The sequence below is a fragment of the Limnohabitans lacus genome (assembly GCF_030053395.1).
GTDB classification, from domain to species: Bacteria; Pseudomonadota; Gammaproteobacteria; order Burkholderiales; family Burkholderiaceae_C; genus Limnohabitans_A; species Limnohabitans_A lacus.
Genome location: NZ_JASGBH010000003.1, coordinates 43,387 through 62,025 on the forward strand (window position 1 = coordinate 43,387; position 18,639 = coordinate 62,025).

Sequence of the window (18,639 nt, forward strand, 5' to 3'; positions counted from 1 at the left end):
AGATGACCATGACCGTGAACCCATTGGCCATTTGGGCGCCTGTATTTGCCATGATGGCTTTGGTGCTGGTGGTGGCCTACTTGACGTTTCGCGAGCGCGTTCGGCAATTCAAGGCGCTGCGAGTGCACCCCCAAAAAGTGTCCACGCGCAGCGAGTTTGCGGCGACCCTCAAAGACACCCGTTGTGCCGACAATTTCTCCAACTTGTTTGAAACACCGGTCATGTTTTATGTGGCGTGTACCGGTCTTTATGTCACGCAAACGGTCAGCATCGGCGCTTTGGTGTTGGCCTGCGTGTATGTGTTGCTGAGAGTGGGCCACAGTGTGGTGCATTGCGGCCGCAATGTGGTGTTCACGCGCTTCAAATTTTTTGCGGCCAGCATGCTGGTGCTGCTCGGGCTTTGGCTGGTGTGGGGCTTGACCTTGTTGCACGTCATCTGATTCAAAGCCCATTCAAAGGACACCCCATGGGACAACTTGCCCTCGCCGCCAAAATCACCCACGTGCCCAGCATGTACCTGAGTGAAATTCCTGGCCCTCGTTTTGGCACGCGCCAAAGCGCCATCGACGGCCACAAGGAAATCAGCCGCCGCTGCCGCGCTTTGGGTGTGGACACGCTGGTGGTGTTCGACACGCACTGGTTGGTCAATGCGAATTACCACATCAACTGCGCGCCGCACTTCAAAGGCAGCTACACCAGCAACGAGCTGCCGCACTTCATCAACCACATGGCTTTTGAGTCACCGGGCAACCCCGATCTGGGGCACCTGCTGGCCAAAGTGGCCAACGCGCACGGCGTGGAAACGCTGGCGCACGACAACACCACGCTGGACCCGGAATACGGCACGCTGGTGCCACTGCGCTACATGAACGAAGACCAGCACTTCAAGGTGGTCTCGGTGTCGGCGCTGTGCATGGTGCATTATCTCAACGACAGCGCCCGCCTGGGCTGGGCCATGCGCGAGGCGGTGGAAAGGCATTACGACGGCAAAGTGGCCTTTCTGGCCAGCGGATCGCTCTCACACCGTTTTGCGCAAAACGGTTTGGCCCCCGAATTCGCGCACAAGATCTGGAGCCCGTTTTTGGAGCAGCTCGACAAGCAGGTTTTGCAGATGTGGGGCAACCGCGAGTGGAAAGCCTTTTGCGAGATGCTGCCCGAGTACGCCAGCAAAGGCCACGGCGAAGGCTTCATGCACGACACCGCCATGCTGATGGGCGCTTTGGGCTGGACGGGGTACGACGGCGGCGTGGACATGGTGACGCCGTACTTCGGCGCGAGTGGCACGGGCCAGCTCAATGCGATTTTTGACGTGACGCCGCAAGACGGCAGCCAAGTGCCCGCCGCCGTGGCCAGCCGTGCCGAGGGCTACACGGCCATCAGCACCCGCCTTTGAGGAGAGCGACCCATGCCCCATCTTGTGATTCTCTACACCGGTCAGCTGGACGCTGAAGTCCACATGACCACCCTGTGCCGCCAAATGGCCGACGCCATGCTGACTGCGAAAGACGAAGAGGGCAAACAGGTTTTCCCTACAGGCGGCACACGCGTGCTGGCCTACCCTGCACCGCACTACGCGGTGGCCGATGGCGGGGCTGCGGGTCTTGATGCAGGCGGTTCGGGCGACTACGCCTTTGTTTACCTGAACGTGCGCATGGGCCGTGGTCGCACAGACGCCACGCAGCAACGCGCCGGGCAAACCTTGCTCGAAGTGGCCAAAGCCTTTTTCGCGCCCGTCATGGCGCAGCGCCACATCGGCATCACCCTGCAGATCGACGTTGGCCCCGAGGTGTTTGACGCCAAGCACAGCAACCTGCATCCGCTGTTCAACAAGATGTAGGAGCCAGCCCTGCTGGCGATTTTAGAAACCACAAGAATTGATCGCCAGCAGGGCTGGCTCTTACGGGAAAAGAAAACCATGTTTGACGACGCATTGATCCAGCAGCTCGCCCACGAGCTCAACCAGTCCGAAAAATCCCGCTTGCAGATCGAGCACTTTTCCAAGCGTTTTCCGGGCATGACGATCGAAGACGGCTACCGCATCAACCGCGCCTGGATGCAGATCAAGTTCGCCGAGGGGCGCACCATGATCGGCCACAAGATCGGCCTCACCAGCCGCGCCATGCAGGTCTCCAGTCAGATCGACGAGCCCGACTACGGCACGCTGCTGGATGACATGCGCTACACCTGCACGCCCGGTCAGGTGCTGGACATCCCCTTCACCGATTTCATCGCGCCCCGTGTGGAAGTGGAGCTGGCCTTCATCCTCAAAAAAGAACTGCGCGGCCCCCACGTGACGGTGCAGCAGGTGCTGGAGGCGACCGACTACGTGACCCCTGCGATTGAGATCATCGACTCGCGCATCGAACAGTTCGACCGCCACACCAAAGTCATGCGCAAGGTGTACGACACCATCAGCGACAACGCGGCCAACGCAGGCATTGTGCTCGGGGCCAAACGGGTTGACCCGCTGACCACCGACCTGCCGTGGTGCGGCGCGGTGCTGCGCCAAAACGGCGTGGTCGAAGAAACGGGCCTGGCTGCGGGCGTGCAAGGGCACCCGGCCGTGGGCATCGCCTGGCTGGCCAACAAGCTGGCGCCCTGGGGGGAACACTTGCAGGCGGGTGAGATCGTGTTGGCAGGTTCTTTCACCAAACCTGCGCTCGCCAAAGTGGGGGATGTGTTCGATGCGGACTACGGCCCACTGGGCAAACTGGAATTTCGATTCGTTTAAGTCCAAGGAGCAGACATGCAAACCCCCAGCAATCTTTTCAAACAAGCCCTCAAAGACAAGCGACCCCAGATCGGCCTCTGGCTGGGACTGGCCAATGCTTACACCGCCGAAATCTGCGCCTTGGCCGGGTTCGATTGGCTGGTGATCGACGGCGAGCACGCGCCCAACGATTTGCAGTCCATCCAGTCCCAGCTGCAAACCATTGCCGCTTACCCAACCAGCCATGCGGTGGCCCGAGTGCCGGTGGGCGACACGGCGCTCATCAAGCAGTACCTCGATTTGGGCGCGCAAAACATTTTGGTGCCCATGGTCGACACCGCCGAGCAAGCGGCGCAACTGGTGCAGGCCATGCGCTACCCGCAGGACGACGGGCAGGGCGGTGTGCGCGGCATGGCCGGTGCCCGAGCATCGCGCTGGGGCCACTACACCGATTACTTCAAGCGTGCCAACGAAGAGGTGTGTCTCATCGTGCAGGTCGAGTCACTCCAAGCCCTCAAAAACCTGGACGCGATCGTCGCCACCCCTGGTGTGGACGGTGTGTTCATCGGCCCGGCCGACCTCTCGGCCTCGATGGGCCATGTGGGCAATGCGGCTCACCCCGATGTGCAGGCCGCGATTGCCGATGCGATTGCCCGCATCCTCAAAGCGGGCAAGGCCCCTGGCATCCTCACCCCGGATCGGCAACTCGCCGCGCAGTACCTAGAGTGGGGCGCCGTGTTTGTGGCCGTGGGTCTGGACACGCAAATCCTGATGCGCCAGACCGCCGACTTGGCCGCGCACTTCAAGCAAGTGGTAGCACCTGCGGCCACCTCCGGCCAGACCTACTGAAGACACCGGTTCTTTCACACGTTTTGTTCGTTCTTTTCCAACCCCAGGAGACTTCCATGAGCATTTCCCGTCGTCAATTCGTTCAATCCGCCAGCGCAGGTGCTGTGCTGGCCACCTTGGGCCAGCAGGTCATGGCCCAGGCCCAGATTGAGAACCTGAAGATTGTCACCGGCTTTGCGGCAGGCGGCACTTCCGACACCACTTGCCGCCGCGTGGCCACGCGCCTGACGGGCAGCTATGCCAAGGCTGCAGTGGTCGAAAACAAAACCGGCGCGGGCGGCCAGATCGCCATCCAGTACGTCAAGAGCCAGCCGGCCGACGGCGCAACCATGCTGCAAACGCCCACCTCGATGCTGACGATCTACCCGCACATCTACAAAAAGCTCAGCTACGACCCCGCGACCGATTTGAGCCCTGTGTCGCTCGCTTGCGTGTTCGACTTTGGCTTTGCCGTCGGCCCCGCCGTGCCTGAGAGCGTCAAGAACATCAACGACTTCATGGCTTGGGCCAAGGCCAACCCGGCCCAGGCCAACTTTGGCTCGCCCGCCGCAGGCTCGACACCGCACTTTGTGGGCGCCTTGCTGGGCCGCCACGCAGGCGTCGAGATCAAACACGTGGCTTACCGAGGCACCCAGCCCGCCATGCTGGACTTGCTGGGTGGCCAAATTGCGGCCGTCAGCGGCCCCATCGGCGACATCACCCAGCACCTGCCCACGGGCAAGATCCGCATCCTGGCCACGTCCGGTGCCAAGCGCAACCGTTTCGCGCCCGATGTGCCGACCTACGCCGAGCAAGGCCTCAAGGACATGGTGCACAGCGAGTGGTTTGCCTTCTTCTTGCCCGCCAAGGCTGCGCCCGATGTGGTGTCACGCCTGAACGCGGCGGTCAAGGCCGCACTGGCATCCAAAGACGTGGTGGACGGCTTGGCCACTTTTGGTCTGGAGGCCATGTCCTGCTCGCCTGCCGAGTTGACGGAGCTGATCCGCAAGGACACCGCCAAGTGGGCGCCCATCGTCAAGACCATCGGCTTCACCGCCGAGGCTTGATTTTTTGATCCTGTATGGAGTTCGTGCCATGAATGCCGTTTTGAAACCCGTGCCTACCGATGTCCCTGCACCTGCACACATGCACCCCGATGAATGGCAGGCGCGGCTCCAGCTGGCCAGTTGCTACCGCGTGTTCGCCATGCTCGGCTGGACCGAGATGATCTACAACCACATCACGCTGCGCCTGCCCGACAGTGCCACGGGGGGTGAGAAGCACTTCTTGATCAACCCCTTTGGGCTGCACTACAGCGAGGTCACGGCCAGCAACCTGGTCAAGATCAACATGCAAGGCGAGGTGCTGGACGGCTCCAGCCACAAGGTCAACCCGGCCGGCTTTGTGGTGCACGCCACGCTGCACGGCGGCATCGAGGGCGCGCACTGCGTGATGCACACCCACACCACAGCGGGTGTGGCGGTGGCTTGCCTGAAGGGCGGCCTCTCGCAAAGCAACTTCTACTCGGCCCAATTGCACGACATGGTGGCTTATCACGACTTCGAGGGCATCACCATCCATGCCGAGGAAGGCCCACGGGTCTTGCAAAGCATTGGCAACAAGCCAGCGGTGATCTTGCGAAACCATGGCTTGCTGACCTGGGGGCAGACCCTGCCCCAGACCTTTGCCATCCTCTGGACACTGCAGCGCGCCTGCGAAATCCAGATGGCCACGCTGAGCATGGGCCAACCCATTCCGGTCAGCGAAGACATCGCCGCCAAATGCACACGCGATGCGCTGCAATTCAACCCCCACCATGGCGCGGGCCAAGACGTGTTCGACGCGCTGGTGCGTCAGGTGGACCGCATCGACATCGGGTGGCGTTCATGAGCGCGGTCAACTTTCACAAAGTCGCCATCGTGGGCGCTGGCGCCATCGGCGGCTGGATGGGCGTGCATTTGGCGCGAGCCGGAGCGCAGGTGAGCGTGCTGGCGCGAGGCGACACTTTGCAAGCCTTGCAAAAAAATGGTTTGCAAATGCACCAAGGCAGCGAACTTCACACCGTGCCTGTTCAGGCCAGTCAGGATGCGGCAGCACTGGGCGTGCAAGATTTGGTGGTGATCTCGGTCAAGGCCCCCGCGCTGGCCTCGGTGGCGGCGCAGGTGGGACCGTTGATCGGTCCGCACACCGTTGTGCTGACGGCCATGAACGGTGTGCCTTGGTGGTTCTTGCAGGGCTTTGGCGGTCCGGTTGAAGGCCGCTCGCTCAGCTCGGTGGACCCGGACGGCAGCATTGCCCGTGCCTTGCCTGCCGCGCACATCATCGGCTGCGTGGTGCATGCCAGCTGCTCGGTCGATGCGCCGGGCGTGATCCGCCACCACTTTGGCGATGGCCTGATCGTGGGCGAGCCTTCGGGCCAAGCCACGCCCCGCGTGCAAGCCCTGCATGCCTTGCTGCAAAAGGCCGGCTTCAATGCGACGCTATCGCCCCAGATTCAAAAAGACATTTGGTACAAGCTCTGGGGCAACATGACCGTCAACCCGGTCAGTGCCATCACCGGCGCGACCACCGACCGCATCCTGGATGACGAGCTGGTGCGCGGCTTCATCTCGAACGTCATGCTGGAGGCCAAAACGATCGGCGAGCGCATTGGCATTCCGATTGCGCAAGCCCCGGAAGACCGCCACGCCATGACGCGCAAGCTGGGCGCGTTCAAGACTTCGATGCTGCAAGACGTTCAGGCGGGCAAGCCGGTGGAGCTCGATGCCCTGGTCAGCGCGGTGCGCGAGCTGGGTCAACTCACGCAGGTGGCGACGCCCTTCACCGATGCGCTGCTGGGTCTCAGTCGCCTGCATGCCAGGGGTCTGGGTTTGTACCCCGCACAATGAAGCCATGACCGCCACACGCAAGGCCCTGACGGGCACCGCTTTTGCCACCCTGCTCTTGATCGCTTTCATGATGGGGGCCAACCATGTGGCGGCCCGATTTGCCTTCAACAACGGCGTGGACGTGGTCACCGCCGTCAGCGCGCGCAGCAGCGTCACGGCCTTGGTCGTGGGCTTTGTGCTCTGGCAGCAAAAAGTCTCTTTGACCACCACGCTGCGGCAAAAGAAATTCCTGCTGACCATTGGCGGCTTGATCGCGGTGCAAAGCGTTTGCCTGTACTCGTCGGTGGCGCGCTTGCCGGTGGCACTGGCTTTGCTGGCCTTCAACACCTATCCGCTGACCACGGCTTTTTGGGCCCGCGTTTTGTATGGCCACAAAGCCGAACGCGCGGTGATTTTGGCCATGCCGCTCATGTTGATCGGACTGTCGCTGGCCCTCGATGTGTTCGGTGCTGCATCGGGCTTGGGTGCGGCGGCGCATTGGAGCCAGATCGGTGTGGGCATTGCCTTTGCCTTGGCGGCCTCAGCCACCTTTGGGCTGGCCATGGTGCTCATGGAGCACGAAGCGGGCGGACTGGATGGCCGCTTGCGAACCTTCTCGACCATGGGCTTGGTGGCCCTCTTTTCGATCACCGCCGCCATGAGTCAAGGCGGCTTTCACCTGCCCACGGCCCAGCCCGGTTGGTGGGGCTTGGCCCTGCTCAGCTTGTTGTACGGCACGGCCTTCACCATCATGTTCATGGTCTTGCCCAAGTTGGGCGTGGTGGGCAATTCGGCCATCATGAACGTCGAGCCCGTGTTCGCCCTGGTGCTGGCCTGGGCGCTGCTGGGTCAATCGATCGCACCCATGCAGCTGTTGGGCGCCTTGGTGGTGGTCTCCACCGTCATGTGGCTGGGCCTGCGCAAACGCTGAGCGGAGTCCGCTTCAGGCGTTTTTGAGCATCAGTGCTTGGTCGTAGAGCACGTTTTTCGACTCGCCCGTGATCTCGGCGGCCAGTTTTACCGCGGTTTTCAGGGGCAGCTCGGGCAGCAGCAGCTGCAGCACCCGCAGGCCTTCGCCCGATGTTTCGGCCACTGGGCTGTCGTGCACCACCAAGGCGAACTCGCCGCGTTGGCGCTCGGGCTTTTCGGCCAGCCAAGCGGCCAAGTCTTGGGCGGCCACCGTCTCAATTTGTTCAAACTGTTTGGTCAGCTCCCTGCCCACGGTGATGCGCCGCTCGCCCAACACGCCCAGGGCTTGCGCCAGCGCTTCGATGCGGTGGGGGGCCTCCAGCAGGACCACCGCGCGGCTTTCTTGCACCAGCGCCTGCACGGCGTGTTGGCGCTCGCCCGCTTTGCTGGGCAAAAAGCCGGTGAAGACAAAACCGTTTTCACCCGTCATGCCCGAGGCGCTGAGCACGGTGATGACGCTGCTGGCACCAGGCAAGGGCAGCACGCGCAAGCCCGCTTGGCGCACGGCAGCGGCCAGGCGCGCCCCGGGGTCGCTGATCGCGGGGGTGCCCGCATCGCTGACATAGGCCACGCGCTCGCCTTGGGCCAGGCGGGTGATCACAGTTTGCGCGGCTTCGGCCTCGTTGTGCTGGTGCACGGCCAGCAATTGGCTGCCGGGGCGGTCGATGCCGTAGGCCCGCAGCATCTGCTGGGTGTGGCGGGTGTCTTCGCAGGCGATGACGTCCACTTTTTGCAGCACATGCAAGGCGCGCAGGCTGATGTCGGCCAGGTTGCCAATCGGGGTGGCCACGACATACAGTGTGCTGGCCGGGTGGTTTTGCTGACCGGCAGCGTCGTTGGCGGCGGCAAGGGCTGGGGCGAACGACGCAGACATGGGAGACGGAGTCAATGCAATTCCTCAAAAAAGACGGTGTCGGCAAAGCCACGACCAAAGCCCGAGGGGATGCGGGCGAAGACGAGGCGCTGGCCTATTTGCAAGAGCGCGGTTTGCGCCTGCTGCAGCGCAATTATCGGACCCCTGGGCGCGGCGGCGGCGAAATCGATTTGATCATGCAAGCGCCAGAAGGCACGGTGGTGTTCGTGGAGGTGCGCCAACGCAGCCGCAGCGACTTTGGCGGGGCTGCGGCCAGCGTGGGTTTTCACAAGCAAAGGCGCATCGTGGTGGCCGCGCAGCACTACCTCTTGCGCTGGCGGCGCTTGCCGCCCACGCGCTTTGATGTGGTCATTATTGAGGCCCAAGGACCTCAGTGGTTGCCAGCGGCTTTTGATGCGGGATGAAAGAAGTACGCCAAGGCACAAGAAAACAAGGGAAATGCCCTGAAGCCGCCTCAGCAGGCGGTTATCATCCCCGCCATGTTAGAGCAGCGCATTCAACAGCATTTCATCGACAGTGCAGACCTGCATTACCAGGTGGCCGAAGCTTTGGCCAAGCCGGTGGATGCCGCCTTGCAAATGGTCTTGGCCTGTGTGACCGGGGGCGGCAAAGTGCTGACGGCGGGCATGGGGGCATCCTCGGCCCTGGCCCAGTACTTGGCGTTGTTGTTGGTGGGCGGCTTTGAGCGTGAAAGGCCAGGCTTGGCGGCCTTGTGCCTGGCCTCCGAGGGCTTGATGGCGACCGCCTGGCCAGATGGACAAGCTTTATCACATCAGGTGCGCGCGCTCGGTCAAACGGGTGATGTGTTGGTGCTGTTCAGTGCCGATGGTGAAGACAATGCCTTGGTACAGGCGGTTCAGGCGGCGCATGAGCGTGAGATGTCGGTGTTGGCCCTGACCGGCCAACATGGCGGGGCACTGGCGCGGCAGTTGCGCGAGACCGATGTCCATGTGAGCGTGCCCCATGAGCGGGCCGCCAGAATTCGAGAGGTGCAGCACCTGGTGCTGCACAGTTTGTGTGATGCAATAGACACCCAGTTGTTGGGTGAACAGGAGCCTGTGTAAATGAAACGCAATTTGCAATCGCTGGTCTTGACCAGCACTTTGGCTGTCGTCGCTTTGTCGAGTCTGTCGGCTTGTGCGCCTTTGTTGGTGGGCAGCGCGGTGATGACCGGCGTGGTGGCCACCGACCGCCGCACCACGGGCTCACAAGTCGAAGACGAAGGCATTGAGATCAAGGTCGGCAGTGCCATCCGCAATGAGTTGGGCGACAGTGTTCATTTGAACGTGACCAGCTACAACAAACAGGCCTTGCTGACGGGTGAAGTCCGCACCCAGGCCTTGAAAGAGCGCGCTGAAAAATTGGCGCAGAGTCAGGAAAACGTCCGCTCGGTCGTCAACGACTTGGCCGTGACGCTGCCCAGCAGCCTCACGCAGCGCTCCAAAGACACGGTGATCACTGGCCAGGTCAAAGCGGCATTTCTGGATGCCAAAGACCTGCAGGTCAACAGCATCAAGGTGGTGACCGAGCGCGGCATCGTCTACCTGATGGGCCGCGTGACCGCCCGTGAAGCCAAGCGGGCCACCGACATCACCCGTGGCGTTGGCGGCGTAGCCAAGGTGGTGCGTGTGTTTGAAGAGATTTCGGAAGCTGAATTGCAGCGCCTGAGCCAGCCGCCCTTGTCCAAGTGATGTTGGCCCTGGCATGAAAAAACCGCTCCATGTGAGCGGTTTTTTTGTGGCTAAAAGCGCATCAGCGCTGAGGGTTCAGCGCAAACGGCGGATCAGGCTGGAGGTGTCCCAGCGGCCGCCGCCCATTTTTTGCACATCGGCATAGAACTGGTCCACCAGAGCGGTCACCGGCAGGCGTGCGCCATTGCGTTTGGCTTCATCGAGCACCAAGCCCAGGTCCTTGCGCATCCAATCCACGGCAAAGCCAAAATCGAACTTATCGTCGGCCATGGTTTTGCCACGGTTGTCCATTTGCCAACTTTGTGCGGCGCCTTTGCCAATCACGTCCAGCACCTGGTGCATGTCCAGACCCGCAGCCTGACCAAAGGCCACGGCCTCCGACAGACCTTGCACCAAACCTGCGATGCAGATCTGGTTGACCATCTTGGCCAACTGGCCCGCACCGGATTCGCCGAGCAAAGTGAAGGCGCGGGAGAAAGCCATGGCGGCAGGACGCGCATCGTCAAAGGCGGCTTGATCGCCACCGCACATGACGGTGAGAACGCCGTTTTGCGCGCCACCTTGCCCCCCTGAGACCGGCGCGTCCACAAAGTTCAGGCCCAGCTTTTGGGCTTGGGCATACAACTCGCGGGCCACTTCGGCCGAGGCGGTGGTGTGGTCCACAAACGTGGCGCCGGGCTTCATGCCGGCAAAGGCGCCGTCAGGTCCCAAGACCACGCTGCGCAAATCGGCGTCGTTGCCCACGCAGGCGAACACGATGTCGGCGTTGGCGGCGGCTTCACGGGGGGTGGGGGCGCTGGCGTTGCCAGGGCACTCGGCCAGCCAAGCAGCGGCTTTGGCGGCGCTGCGGTTGTACACAGTGACGTGGTGACCGGCGCGGGCCAGGTGGCCGGCCATGGGGTAGCCCATCACCCCCAGGCCCAAAAAGGCCACGCGGCGGGCGGGGGTGGGTTCGTAGGTTTTGCTGGCGATTTGGCTCATGGCGGTGTCTCTGTGTGGGTGAAGGCAGGGGTGAAAGAAGGCGCTAATTTAGCAGTCCCCCGCAAAACCGAGCGGCGTGTCTGTGTATTGCGCGACAAGGCATTTGGTACGCTCAGGGGCATGAACGCTTCGATTGCAGAGAATTTGGCGCAGGTGCATGCGCAAATCCAGGCCGCTTGCCAGGCTGCTGGCCGCCCGGCGTCCAGCGTTCGCTTGTTGGCCGTCTCCAAAACCTGGGGGGCCGACGCGGTGCGCCAGGCCCATGCCGCTGGGCAAACCGCTTTTGGCGAAAACTACATCCAAGAAGCGGTGGACAAGATCACCGAGCTCAAAGCGCTGCCGCTGGAGTGGCACTGCATCGGTCCGATCCAAAGCAACAAGACCCGCCTGGTGGCCGAGCACTTCGACTGGGTGCACACCATCGACCGCCTCAAGATCGCCCAGCGCCTGTCTGAGCAGCGGCCAGCCACTTTGCCGCCTTTGCAGGTGTGCATTCAGGTCAATGTGGATGGCGGTGAGACCAAATCGGGCGTGTCGCCTCAGGACCTGCCCGAATTGGCCCGTGCCGTGGCCGCATTGCCCCATATGCAGCTGCGCGGCCTGATGACCATACCTGAGCCAGCCCAATCCGAGGCGGCTGCCCGCTCAGTGCATCGGCAAGCGCGCTTGTTGCTGGAAGGCTTGGTCCAAGAGGGGCTGGCGCTGGACACCTTGTCCATGGGCATGTCGGCCGACATGGCCCCCGCCATTGCCGAAGGCAGCACCATGGTGCGGGTGGGCACGGCGATTTTCGGAAAGCGTTGAGAGTCTGAATGGCCTGTTTAGGGGCCGATTTCGGGGCCTATTTTGAGGCCGTGCTGCCTTGTCTTGGCTGGGGTGGGCCGCTTGGGCGCTTCTGCTGGGATAATGTCGGGTTGCACAGCCCCGATCTGGTGTTCAGATCGGCGGACTTGGCGCTTGACCCCGCAAAGGCAAGCCCGCGCTACTTCACTCAGGTTACACCATGGCTCAATACGTTTTCTCAATGAACCGGGTCGGCAAGATCGTGCCGCCCAAGCGTCAGATCCTCAAAGACATTTCGCTGTCCTTCTTTCCTGGCGCCAAGATCGGCGTGCTGGGCACCAACGGCTCGGGCAAGTCCACTTTGCTCAAGATCATGGCCGGCATCGACAAGGAGATCGAAGGCGAAGCCATTCCCATGTCGGGCCTGAAGATCGGGTATCTGCCACAAGAGCCCCAGTTGGACCCCACCGAAACCGTGCGCCAGTCGGTGGAAAACGGCATGGGCGAGATCAAGGCCGCGCAAGCCCGCCTTGAAGAGGTCTATGCCGCCTACGCCGAAGAAGACGCCGACTTTGACGCCTTGGCCGCCGAGCAGGCCAAGCTCGAAGCGATCATCGCCACCGCAGGCGATGCTTCTGACCACCAACTTGAAATCGCGGCCGACGCGCTGCGCCTGCCCCCATGGGACGCCGTGATCGGCAACCTGTCGGGCGGTGAAAAACGCCGCGTGGCCCTGTGCCGCTTGCTGCTGTCGCGCCCTGACATGCTGCTGCTGGACGAACCGACCAACCACTTGGACGCCGAATCGGTGGACTGGCTGGAGCAATTTCTGCAGCGCTTTTCGGGCACTGTGGTGGCCATCACCCACGACCGCTACTTCCTGGACAACGCCGCCGAGTGGATTTTGGAACTCGACCGTGGCCACGGCATTCCCTACAAGGGCAACTACTCCACCTGGCTGGAGCAAAAAGAAGCCCGCTTGGAGCAAGAGCAACGCACCGAAGACGCCCGCACCAAGGCCATGAAAAAGGAATTGGAGTGGGCCCGCGCCAACCCCAAGGGTCGTCAAGCCAAGAGCAAGGCCCGTTTGGCCCGCTTTGAAGAGCTGAGCGACTACGAATACCAGCAGCGCAACGAAACCCAGGAAATTTTCATCCCTGTGGCCGAGCGTCTGGGCAATGAAGTGTTCGAGTTCAAGAACGTCAGCAAGTCCTTTGGCGACCGCATGCTGATCGACAACCTGAGCTTCAAGGTGCCTGCGGGCGCCATCGTCGGCATCATCGGCCCCAACGGCGCCGGTAAGTCAACCTTGTTCAAGCTGATCTCGGGCCGCGAGCAGCCCGACAGCGGCGAAGTCAAGATCGGTCAGACCGTGAAGATGGCCTTTGTGGACCAGAACCGCGACGACCTGGACAACAACAAAACCGTTTGGGAAGACGTCTCGGGCGGCCTCGACATCATCAACGTGGGCAAGTTCCAGATGGCCAGCCGAGCGTATTGCGGCCGCTTCAACTTCAACGGTGGCGACCAGCAAAAGAAGGTCGGCATGCTTTCAGGCGGTGAGCGCGGCCGTCTGCACTTGGCCAAAACGCTGATAGAAGGCGGCAACGTGTTGCTGCTGGACGAACCGTCGAACGACTTGGACGTGGAAACCTTGCGCGCCTTGGAAGACGCGCTGCTGGAATTCGCCGGTTCGGTCATGGTCATCAGCCACGACCGCTGGTTCCTGGACCGCATCGCCACCCACATCCTGGCCGCCGAAGGCGACAGCCAGTGGGTGTTCTTTGACGGCAACTACCAAGAGTACGAAGCCGACAAGAAAAAGCGTCTGGGCGAAGAGGGCGCCAAGCCCAAGCGCGTGCGCTTCAAGGCCTTGAAGTAATCCGCTGCTTTGCACAACACAAGGGGCCCTTCGGGGCCCCTTGTCGTTGGTGTGTTCAGTAGATCGGCGGCTTCAGCCCCGACAGGGAGCATCTGCTGATCGCGCAAGCGTCGGACCTGAAGGTGCCGACCTACAGGTGGAAGGTAGGTCGGTGGCTTCAGCCCCGACATAGGGCCTTTGCTGATCGCGCAAGCGTCGGACCTGAAGGTGCCGACCTACGACGCAGACAGCGTGCCCCGGGCCTTGTCGGCCCACATTTGCAAGCTGGCCAGCAGGTCTTTTTGGCTGAACGAGCAGCTTTCCTCGCTGAACAGGGCGCTGGCCTCGATGCGGTCGAGCAAGTTGCCCAGCACCTCGCCATATTTGTCAGGCAAGGGCAGGGTCGCGCCGACGCTGCGCCACAGCCTGATCATCTCGCTTTGCGACAAGTCGCCCCGGCTGCTGGCGGTCAGGGCATCGGTCATGCGGCTCAATGTGTCAAGGGCGGCGCTCATAGGGCGGGTCTCCTGCAAAGTGGACAAGGTTTAGCGGCGACAATCATGCCCCATGAAAGCCAAATCCCTCAAACCCATGCGCCTGGAAGACATTTTGTTCAGCCAGGGCTTTGGCACGCGCCGTGTGTGTGCCGGTCTGGTTCAACAAGGTCATGTCCAAGTGGGCGGCGAAGTCGTCACCGATGCGGGCGAATTTTATGAGCCCGAGGGCCTGGTGTTCAAAGTGCAAGGTGCCGACTGGCCCTTCAAGGAGCACGCCTATGTGTTGCTGAACAAGCCCGCTGGCACCGAGTGCTCGCAAAAGCCTTCGACCTGGCCGAGCATCTACACCTTGCTGCCCGGTCCTTTGCGCCAACGCCCGCAAAAGGCCGCGGTGCAGGGCGTGCAGGCCGTGGGCCGGCTCGATCAGGACACCACCGGTTTGCTGCTGCTGACCGACGACGGCAAGTTCATCCACAAAATGAGCTCGCCCAAACACCATGTGCCCAAGGTGTACGAGGTCACGACCAAACACCCCATCACCCCCGAGATGGTGGCCAAGCTCTTGTCGGGCGTGGTGCTCGACGACGACACCAAGCCTGTCAAAGCCGCCGCTTGCGAAGCGGTGGGCGAATTGCACCTGAAGCTGACCCTGACCGAAGGCAAATACCACCAGGTCAAACGCATGGTGGCTGCGGTGGGCAATCGGGTTGAGGGCCTGCACCGTTCACAAATCGGTGGTTTGGTGTTGAACGATCTGCCGTCTGGTCAATGGCGCTGGTTGACCGAGGACGACCTGGCCTTGCTCAGGGCTTGATGGCTTTGCTCACCAGAGTGGGGTAGGTCGGAGCTTCAGCTCCGACACCGTTGGCTTTGGCTCGGTCTCATGTCGGGGCTGAAGCCGCCGACCTACAAATCATGCATGAAAGCTTGCACCGCTTGCACTACCGCTTCGGGCTGGTCGCGGTGGGGTGAATGTCCGCAATCCATCAGCTTGAGCAACTGCGCATGCGGAACATGCTTTGCGATGTCGTCGATTTGGGCCATGGTGCCGTAGGGGTCGGTCTCGCCCTGGATGGCCAGCAAGGGGGCCTTGATGCTTTCAATCTCTTTGCGGATGTCGTAGCTGCGAAAACCATCGCTCAGCCAAGCATCGTTCCATTGCCAAAAGGCGCAGTCCACATCGGCATGGAACGGCGCCAAGCGTTGGCGCAGGGGGCCGTTCTCAAAGGCCTCTCGGGCGGTGGTGATGGCTTGCACCGAGATGTCTTCGACCATCACATGGGGCGCCATCACGATGCAAGCGGCCACGGGGTGCTGGCTTGCGTGGAGCAGGGCGATGGTGCCGCCGTCAGAATGACCGACCAAGATGGGGCGCGCGATGCCCAAGGTTTTCAACAGCGCTGGCAAAACCTCCAGCGCTTCGCGGTGCATGTAATCGGGCCGCAGTCGGCCGTGGCGTTGGCCGCACTCGATGCGTGAGGGACCGCGCACATCGGGTGTGGGGTCCGACTGGCCATAGCCTTGGCGCGAATAGACCAGACCCGAGCAGCCCAGGCGCTGGCACATCTGGGCCGGCCAGTCGCGCCACAATGCGACGCTGCCCAGGCCTTCATGCAAAAAAATCAGGGTGGGCCCGTTTGGGGGGTCTTCGTTTTGAAGGATTTGGACTTCCAGGCGCACGCCCAGGATGTCGATGTGCTGCAAAGAGATGACTTGCATCAGGAGTCCTTGAGAAGGGCCGATTACACTTGGTAACTTCTAGAAAGCTTGTCGCGTGATTGTTTTGTACCGATTTTCCCGTTATTTGGGTTTGCTGGCCCTTTGTTTTTACCAAATGGTTGCCGCAGCCCAATCCCCTGCGCCTGTGTTTGTGCTCAATTCTTTGGACGGCAATGTCAGCGTGATCGATCCGCTGACTTGGACCGAAACCAAACGCATCCCCACGGGCAAAGAGCCGCACCACCTGTACCTGACGCCCGACGAAAAATCGGTCATCGTCGCCAATGCCGCCAGTGACTCGCTGACCTTCATCGATCCCCGCACGGCCAAGATTCAGCGCACGGTTTCCGGCATTCTGGACCCCTACCAATTGCGTTTTTCGCCCGACATGAAATGGTTCGTGACGGCGGCCAACCGCCTCAACCATGTGGACATTTACCGCTGGGATGGACTCAACGCCACCTTGGCCAAGCGCATCAAGACAGGCAAGACGCCCAGCCATTTGTGGATCGACAGCAAGAGCAGCACGGTCTGGGTGTCGATCCAAGACAGCGATGAGCTGATGGCCATCGATCTGGGCACCCAAGCGGTCAAATCCGTCACGCCAGTGGGCAAGATGCCAGCGGACGTCTTTGGCACGCCCGACGACAAGCTCTTGCTGGTGGGCTTGACGGCCAGCGATGGCGTGGAGGTGTACGACATCAGCGGCGCACAGCCGCGCTTGGTGAAGAAATTACCCACAGGCAAAGGCGCGCATGCTTTCCGGGCCTTGGGTGACCGCAAGCACGCGCTGGTCAGCAACCGCGTGGCCAACACCATCAGCCAGATCGACTACACCAGCTTGCAGGTGGTGGCCGAATTTCCCGGCCCATCGGGCCCGGATTGCATGGAAGTGACTGCCGATGGCAAATTGATTTTGCTGGCCTCGCGCTGGGCCAAAAAGCTCACGGTGGTTGACATCGCCACGCGCAAAGTAATCAAGCAGGTTCCTGTGGGCAAATCGCCCCATGGTGTCTGGACACTGGACCATGCGCCACGCCAGTAAAGCATGGACGGCAGCGCTGCTGCTGGCGCTGTCTTCGCAGGTGTTGGCGCAAACCGCCGCTTGCACCCGGCCTATTTACTTGACCTTTGACACAGGCCACATGGGCGTGGCCCCTTTGATCGACCAGGTGCTCAAGCGCCAGCAGGTCCCAGTGACCTTTTTTGCGGCCCACGAAAAAACCCGAGAAGGCGATGGCACTTTGGGGCAGCACTGGGCCCACTGGTGGCGCGAGCGCGGCAACGAAGGCCATGCCTTTGCTTCGCACACCTGGGATCACGCTTATTGGCGGGCTGACCTCCAAGGCGCATCCGCAGGGGCATTCAAAATCCGGCCCAGTTCAGGCGCCTTTGCTGGGCAAGATTTGCAATGGTCTGCCGCCCAATACTGCGACAACCTCCAGCAATCCGCCCAGCGCTTGCAGGAACTGACCGGTCAAAAGCCTTTGCCCTTGTTCAGGGCGCCCGGCGGCAAAACATCGCCGGCTTTGCTGCAAGCGGCACGCCAATGCGGCTATGCCCATGTGGGCTGGGCCGAAGCCGGCTTTTTGGGCGATGAACTGCCCAGCGACAAATTTCCCAACGCGCAGCTCTTGCAAAAAGCGTTGCGCCAGATCCGATCGGGCGACATCTTGATGGCGCATCTGGGCATCTGGTCTCGGCAAGACCCGTGGGCACCCGCGGTGCTGGAGCCGTTGATCGAGGGCCTCAAAGCCAAGGGTTTTTGCTTTGCCACCTTGCGTGAGCACCCGCAGTACAAAGACTGGATTGCAAAAAATCCTTTGAAGCTCTCGGGCACTCTGGCCGCAGCACAATGACGCATGGACGATTTGACCGACGCATTCGCTAACTTGCAGCAGTGGCTGTTCGAGGCCGTGGTTCAGCCCTTGACCTATGCCGCAGGGCAGGGCAATTTGCTCGAGATCGCCTACGAAGGAACCGGTTGGCTGGTGTTGGGCTTGCTGCAAATTGCCGTCATGTTGGTGGTGATCGCGCCCTTGCAAAAGCGCTGGCCGGTGGAGCCCGTCAGCGATGCACGCGCCGTCAAGGTGGACATCCTCTACACCCTCATCCACCGCTTGGGTGTGTTCAAGTTGGTGATGTTCTTCACGCTCGAGAACTGGTTTGAAAACGCCTGGGGTCTTTTGCGCGCTTGGGGCTTGCCCACCTGGCACCTCGATCAACTGTGGCCCGGCGTGACCGATCAGGCGGCCGTGAGCTTTGTGCTGTACCTGGTGTTCTTTGACTTCGTGCACTACTGGATCCACCGTGCCCAGCACCAGTCCCATCGTTGGTGGGCCTTGCATGCCATGCACCATGCCCAGCGTCAGATGACGATGTGGTCGGACAACCGCAACCACCTGCTGGACGACATGTTGACCAGCCTGTTGTTGGCCGTCATCGCCATGTTGGTGGGTGTGGGGCCGGGGCAGTTTGTGGCTCTGGTGGCGATCAGCCAGCTGAGCGAGAACTTCCAGCACGCCAATGTGCGCATCTGGTTTGGCTGTGTGGGCGAGCGCCTGTGGGTCAGCCCGCGTTTTCACCGCAGGCACCACAGCATTGGCATCGGTCACGAGTTTGACGTGCAAGGCCGCAAGGTCTTGGGCGGATGCAATTTTGGTGTGCTCTTGCCCTGGTGGGACATGCTCTTTGGCACCGCCGACTTCCAGCAGCGCTACGACCCCACAGGCGTGCGCGATCAGGTGGAACTGGGCCGTGACTATGGCCAAGGCTTTTGGGCGCAGCAGTGGCAAGGGTTGCTGCGCTTGTTCGGCAGGGCCTGAACCCTGTTGGCACAAGGCCAGCTGTTAAGCTTTC

At 61.6% G+C, this 18,639-nt stretch carries 22 protein-coding genes; 18 read left to right on the forward strand and 4 right to left on the reverse strand.

What is annotated here, in order from left to right; all coding sequences use genetic code 11:
- Nucleotides 1–8: 8 nt before the first annotated feature.
- The 9 genes from QLQ16_RS04740 to QLQ16_RS04780 all read left to right on the forward strand — a co-directional run bounded on the left by QLQ16_RS04740 (nt 9) and on the right by QLQ16_RS04780 (nt 7,336).
- Complete coding sequence (locus tag QLQ16_RS04740) at nt 9–440, forward strand: MAPEG family protein (RefSeq protein ID WP_283223545.1); 432 nt, start codon at nt 9–11, stop codon at nt 438–440.
- A 26-nt stretch (nt 441–466) separates the two neighbouring features.
- Entirely contained in the window at nt 467–1,393 is a 927-nt protein-coding gene (hpaD, locus tag QLQ16_RS04745; RefSeq protein WP_283223546.1) for a 3,4-dihydroxyphenylacetate 2,3-dioxygenase, read from the forward strand.
- Between the two features lie 12 nt (nt 1,394–1,405).
- Nucleotides 1,406–1,837, forward strand: a complete 432-nt coding sequence (locus tag QLQ16_RS04750) for a 5-carboxymethyl-2-hydroxymuconate isomerase (RefSeq protein ID WP_283223547.1) — start codon at nt 1,406–1,408, stop codon at nt 1,835–1,837.
- A 78-nt stretch (nt 1,838–1,915) separates the two neighbouring features.
- Nucleotides 1,916–2,731, forward strand: a complete 816-nt coding sequence (gene hpaH / locus QLQ16_RS04755; protein ID WP_283223548.1) for a 2-oxo-hept-4-ene-1,7-dioate hydratase — start codon at nt 1,916–1,918, stop codon at nt 2,729–2,731.
- Between the two features lie 15 nt (nt 2,732–2,746).
- Entirely contained in the window at nt 2,747–3,559 is an 813-nt protein-coding gene (locus tag QLQ16_RS04760) for an HpcH/HpaI aldolase family protein (RefSeq protein ID WP_283223549.1), read from the forward strand.
- Nucleotides 3,560–3,615: 56 nt separating this feature from the next.
- Nucleotides 3,616–4,605 carry a Bug family tripartite tricarboxylate transporter substrate binding protein gene (locus QLQ16_RS04765; protein ID WP_283223550.1) on the forward strand — a complete coding sequence of 330 codons (990 nt, stop codon included), beginning with the start codon at nt 3,616–3,618 and terminating at the stop codon, nt 4,603–4,605.
- 28 nt (nt 4,606–4,633) lie between these two features.
- Nucleotides 4,634–5,428, forward strand: coding sequence for a class II aldolase/adducin family protein (locus QLQ16_RS04770; protein WP_283223551.1), 795 nt, complete (start codon nt 4,634–4,636; stop codon nt 5,426–5,428).
- On the forward strand, nt 5,425–6,426 hold the full coding sequence (locus QLQ16_RS04775; protein WP_283223552.1) for a 2-dehydropantoate 2-reductase: 1,002 nt from the start codon (nt 5,425–5,427) through the stop codon (nt 6,424–6,426). Before QLQ16_RS04770 ends, QLQ16_RS04775 begins: the two co-directional genes overlap by 4 nt.
- A gap of 4 nt (nt 6,427–6,430) precedes the next feature.
- Nucleotides 6,431–7,336 (forward strand): DMT family transporter, encoded by a 906-nt coding sequence (locus QLQ16_RS04780; protein WP_283223553.1) that lies wholly within the window; start codon nt 6,431–6,433, stop codon nt 7,334–7,336.
- A gap of 12 nt (nt 7,337–7,348) precedes the next feature.
- On the opposite strand, the gene rsmI is transcribed toward QLQ16_RS04780, so the two are convergent.
- Nucleotides 7,349–8,248 (reverse strand): 16S rRNA (cytidine(1402)-2'-O)-methyltransferase, encoded by a 900-nt coding sequence (rsmI, locus tag QLQ16_RS04785; protein WP_283223554.1) that lies wholly within the window; start codon nt 8,246–8,248, stop codon nt 7,349–7,351.
- 14 nt (nt 8,249–8,262) lie between these two features.
- Between rsmI and QLQ16_RS04790 the strand changes: the two genes are divergently transcribed.
- The 3 genes from QLQ16_RS04790 (at nt 8,263) to QLQ16_RS04800 (ending at nt 9,939) form a co-directional block, all read left to right on the forward strand.
- Entirely contained in the window at nt 8,263–8,652 is a 390-nt protein-coding gene (locus QLQ16_RS04790) for a YraN family protein (protein ID WP_283223555.1), read from the forward strand.
- A gap of 75 nt (nt 8,653–8,727) precedes the next feature.
- Nucleotides 8,728–9,312, forward strand: a complete 585-nt coding sequence (locus QLQ16_RS04795; protein WP_283223556.1) for an SIS domain-containing protein — start codon at nt 8,728–8,730, stop codon at nt 9,310–9,312.
- Entirely contained in the window at nt 9,313–9,939 is a 627-nt protein-coding gene (locus QLQ16_RS04800) for a BON domain-containing protein (RefSeq protein ID WP_283223557.1), read from the forward strand.
- A gap of 75 nt (nt 9,940–10,014) precedes the next feature.
- Here the strand turns inward: QLQ16_RS04800 and QLQ16_RS04805 are convergent, their stop codons facing one another.
- Nucleotides 10,015–10,920 (reverse strand): NAD(P)-dependent oxidoreductase, encoded by a 906-nt coding sequence (locus tag QLQ16_RS04805; protein WP_283223558.1) that lies wholly within the window; start codon nt 10,918–10,920, stop codon nt 10,015–10,017.
- Between the two features lie 120 nt (nt 10,921–11,040).
- Here QLQ16_RS04805 and QLQ16_RS04810 point away from each other — a divergent pair, with 120 nt between their 5' ends.
- Nucleotides 11,041–11,724, forward strand: a complete 684-nt coding sequence (locus QLQ16_RS04810) for a YggS family pyridoxal phosphate-dependent enzyme (protein WP_283223559.1) — start codon at nt 11,041–11,043, stop codon at nt 11,722–11,724.
- A 199-nt stretch (nt 11,725–11,923) separates the two neighbouring features.
- Nucleotides 11,924–13,585 (forward strand): energy-dependent translational throttle protein EttA, encoded by a 1,662-nt coding sequence (ettA, locus tag QLQ16_RS04815; RefSeq protein WP_283223560.1) that lies wholly within the window; start codon nt 11,924–11,926, stop codon nt 13,583–13,585.
- 215 nt (nt 13,586–13,800) lie between these two features.
- On the opposite strand, the gene QLQ16_RS04820 is transcribed toward ettA, so the two are convergent.
- Nucleotides 13,801–13,998 (reverse strand): hypothetical protein, encoded by a 198-nt coding sequence (locus QLQ16_RS04820; RefSeq protein ID WP_431310385.1) that lies wholly within the window; start codon nt 13,996–13,998, stop codon nt 13,801–13,803.
- 157 nt (nt 13,999–14,155) lie between these two features.
- On the opposite strand from QLQ16_RS04820, the gene QLQ16_RS04825 reads away from it, so the two are divergent.
- Complete coding sequence (locus tag QLQ16_RS04825) at nt 14,156–14,875, forward strand: pseudouridine synthase (protein ID WP_283223868.1); 720 nt, start codon at nt 14,156–14,158, stop codon at nt 14,873–14,875.
- A 92-nt stretch (nt 14,876–14,967) separates the two neighbouring features.
- Here QLQ16_RS04825 and QLQ16_RS04830 read toward each other — a convergent pair whose 3' ends face one another.
- The gene (locus tag QLQ16_RS04830; RefSeq protein ID WP_283223562.1) at nt 14,968–15,780 is read right to left on the reverse strand and encodes an alpha/beta fold hydrolase; all 813 of its coding nucleotides are present in this window, start codon (nt 15,778–15,780) and stop codon (nt 14,968–14,970) included.
- Nucleotides 15,781–15,895: 115 nt separating this feature from the next.
- Here QLQ16_RS04830 and QLQ16_RS04835 point away from each other — a divergent pair, with 115 nt between their 5' ends.
- Genes QLQ16_RS04835 through QLQ16_RS04845 form a run of 3 tightly spaced genes read left to right on the forward strand, consistent with a single transcriptional unit; the run spans nt 15,896 to nt 18,605 of the window.
- Nucleotides 15,896–16,825 carry a YVTN family beta-propeller repeat protein gene (locus QLQ16_RS04835; protein ID WP_283223869.1) on the forward strand — a complete coding sequence of 310 codons (930 nt, stop codon included), beginning with the start codon at nt 15,896–15,898 and terminating at the stop codon, nt 16,823–16,825.
- Nucleotides 16,809–17,639: a polysaccharide deacetylase family protein gene (locus QLQ16_RS04840; RefSeq protein ID WP_283223563.1), complete on the forward strand. Its 831-nt coding sequence runs from the start codon at nt 16,809–16,811 to the stop codon at nt 17,637–17,639. Before QLQ16_RS04835 ends, QLQ16_RS04840 begins: the two co-directional genes overlap by 17 nt.
- 3 nt (nt 17,640–17,642) lie before the next feature.
- A complete protein-coding gene (locus QLQ16_RS04845) occupies nt 17,643–18,605 on the forward strand; it encodes a sterol desaturase family protein (RefSeq protein WP_283223564.1) in 963 nt (320 codons plus the stop codon).
- Nucleotides 18,606–18,639: the final 34 nt, after the last annotated feature.

Coding starts and splice junctions, on each gene's coding strand:
- QLQ16_RS04740 (WP_283223545.1), top strand. CDS start 9: ATGACCGTGAACCCATTGGCCATTTGGGCGCCTGTATTTGCCATGATG.
- hpaD (WP_283223546.1), top strand. CDS start 467: ATGGGACAACTTGCCCTCGCCGCCAAAATCACCCACGTGCCCAGCATG.
- QLQ16_RS04750 (WP_283223547.1), top strand. CDS start 1,406: ATGCCCCATCTTGTGATTCTCTACACCGGTCAGCTGGACGCTGAAGTC.
- hpaH (WP_283223548.1), top strand. CDS start 1,916: ATGTTTGACGACGCATTGATCCAGCAGCTCGCCCACGAGCTCAACCAG.
- QLQ16_RS04760 (WP_283223549.1), top strand. CDS start 2,747: ATGCAAACCCCCAGCAATCTTTTCAAACAAGCCCTCAAAGACAAGCGA.
- QLQ16_RS04765 (WP_283223550.1), top strand. CDS start 3,616: ATGAGCATTTCCCGTCGTCAATTCGTTCAATCCGCCAGCGCAGGTGCT.
- QLQ16_RS04770 (WP_283223551.1), top strand. CDS start 4,634: ATGAATGCCGTTTTGAAACCCGTGCCTACCGATGTCCCTGCACCTGCA.
- QLQ16_RS04775 (WP_283223552.1), top strand. CDS start 5,425: ATGAGCGCGGTCAACTTTCACAAAGTCGCCATCGTGGGCGCTGGCGCC.
- QLQ16_RS04780 (WP_283223553.1), top strand. CDS start 6,431: ATGACCGCCACACGCAAGGCCCTGACGGGCACCGCTTTTGCCACCCTG.
- rsmI (WP_283223554.1), bottom strand. CDS start 8,248: ATGTCTGCGTCGTTCGCCCCAGCCCTTGCCGCCGCCAACGACGCTGCC.
- QLQ16_RS04790 (WP_283223555.1), top strand. CDS start 8,263: ATGCAATTCCTCAAAAAAGACGGTGTCGGCAAAGCCACGACCAAAGCC.
- QLQ16_RS04795 (WP_283223556.1), top strand. CDS start 8,728: ATGTTAGAGCAGCGCATTCAACAGCATTTCATCGACAGTGCAGACCTG.
- QLQ16_RS04800 (WP_283223557.1), top strand. CDS start 9,313: ATGAAACGCAATTTGCAATCGCTGGTCTTGACCAGCACTTTGGCTGTC.
- QLQ16_RS04805 (WP_283223558.1), bottom strand. CDS start 10,920: ATGAGCCAAATCGCCAGCAAAACCTACGAACCCACCCCCGCCCGCCGC.
- QLQ16_RS04810 (WP_283223559.1), top strand. CDS start 11,041: ATGAACGCTTCGATTGCAGAGAATTTGGCGCAGGTGCATGCGCAAATC.
- ettA (WP_283223560.1), top strand. CDS start 11,924: ATGGCTCAATACGTTTTCTCAATGAACCGGGTCGGCAAGATCGTGCCG.
- QLQ16_RS04820 (WP_431310385.1), bottom strand. CDS start 13,998: ATGATCAGGCTGTGGCGCAGCGTCGGCGCGACCCTGCCCTTGCCTGAC.
- QLQ16_RS04825 (WP_283223868.1), top strand. CDS start 14,156: ATGCGCCTGGAAGACATTTTGTTCAGCCAGGGCTTTGGCACGCGCCGT.
- QLQ16_RS04830 (WP_283223562.1), bottom strand. CDS start 15,780: ATGCAAGTCATCTCTTTGCAGCACATCGACATCCTGGGCGTGCGCCTG.
- QLQ16_RS04835 (WP_283223869.1), top strand. CDS start 15,896: ATGGTTGCCGCAGCCCAATCCCCTGCGCCTGTGTTTGTGCTCAATTCT.
- QLQ16_RS04840 (WP_283223563.1), top strand. CDS start 16,809: ATGCGCCACGCCAGTAAAGCATGGACGGCAGCGCTGCTGCTGGCGCTG.
- QLQ16_RS04845 (WP_283223564.1), top strand. CDS start 17,643: ATGGACGATTTGACCGACGCATTCGCTAACTTGCAGCAGTGGCTGTTC.